Source organism: Sphingobacterium sp. 1.A.5 (assembly GCF_002734235.1).
Taxonomy (GTDB): domain Bacteria; phylum Bacteroidota; class Bacteroidia; order Sphingobacteriales; family Sphingobacteriaceae; genus Sphingobacterium; species Sphingobacterium daejeonense.
The window spans coordinates 1-764 of record NZ_PEBA01000055.1; the positions used below are offsets into that span (position 1 = coordinate 1).

At 51.6% G+C, this 764-nt stretch carries 1 rRNA gene; it reads left to right on the forward strand.

The annotated features are described in order from the left end of the window. Nucleotides 1-498: 498 nt before the first annotated feature. Nucleotides 499-764 (forward strand): 16S ribosomal RNA (locus CRT24_RS15710); the annotation flags it as partial.

Genomic DNA, 764 nt, shown 5'->3' on the forward strand with positions numbered 1-764 from the left:
TTCTGCAAAAAATGTTGTGCCGGGGTCTTGGAAGTAATGTGCAAATGTCCCTATCTTTGCACCACTCCGCAAGGGAGGGACGGCGGAAACGCCACTGAAATGAGGGGAAGGACGGGCGACACCGCAGGCGGCACGATGCCGGCACGGGAAGCCGAAAAGGGGCCGCGAAAATTATTTCAAAATAAATTTTGCGGATTCGAAAAAAGCTCCTACCTTTGCAGTCCCAACCAGGGGAAACGGCGATGGGCGCGACGCCCGGAGCCAACAGAAATGACAGTTCAGGAGTGCTCAAGCACTCTACGAAATACAGCCGAAGCGCGAAGCGGAGGCGAGATAAGTTCTTTAAATGATCATGTAGCGCAGCGGAGTTTCCGCAAGGAAGCATACGCTGAAAAGATAACAAGATAAATCAATTCAGGTATCCCGGAGCGGGAGGAAAACATTAAAACAAGACGTTTCTATTTAATTATGAATAGTCACGGTCTTACACTTCATTTTACAATGGAGAGTTTGATCCTGGCTCAGGATGAACGCTAGCGGCAGGCCTAATACATGCAAGTCGGACGGGATCCGGGAGTAGCTTGCTACTTCCGGTGAGAGTGGCGCACGGGTGCGTAACGCGTGAGCAACCTGCCCATATCAGGGGGATAGCCCGGAGAAATCCGGATTAACACCGCATGACACGCCGGGACGGCATCGTYCYGGCGTCAAATATTCATAGGATATGGATGGGCTCGCGTGACATTAGCTAGTTGGTGGGGTAA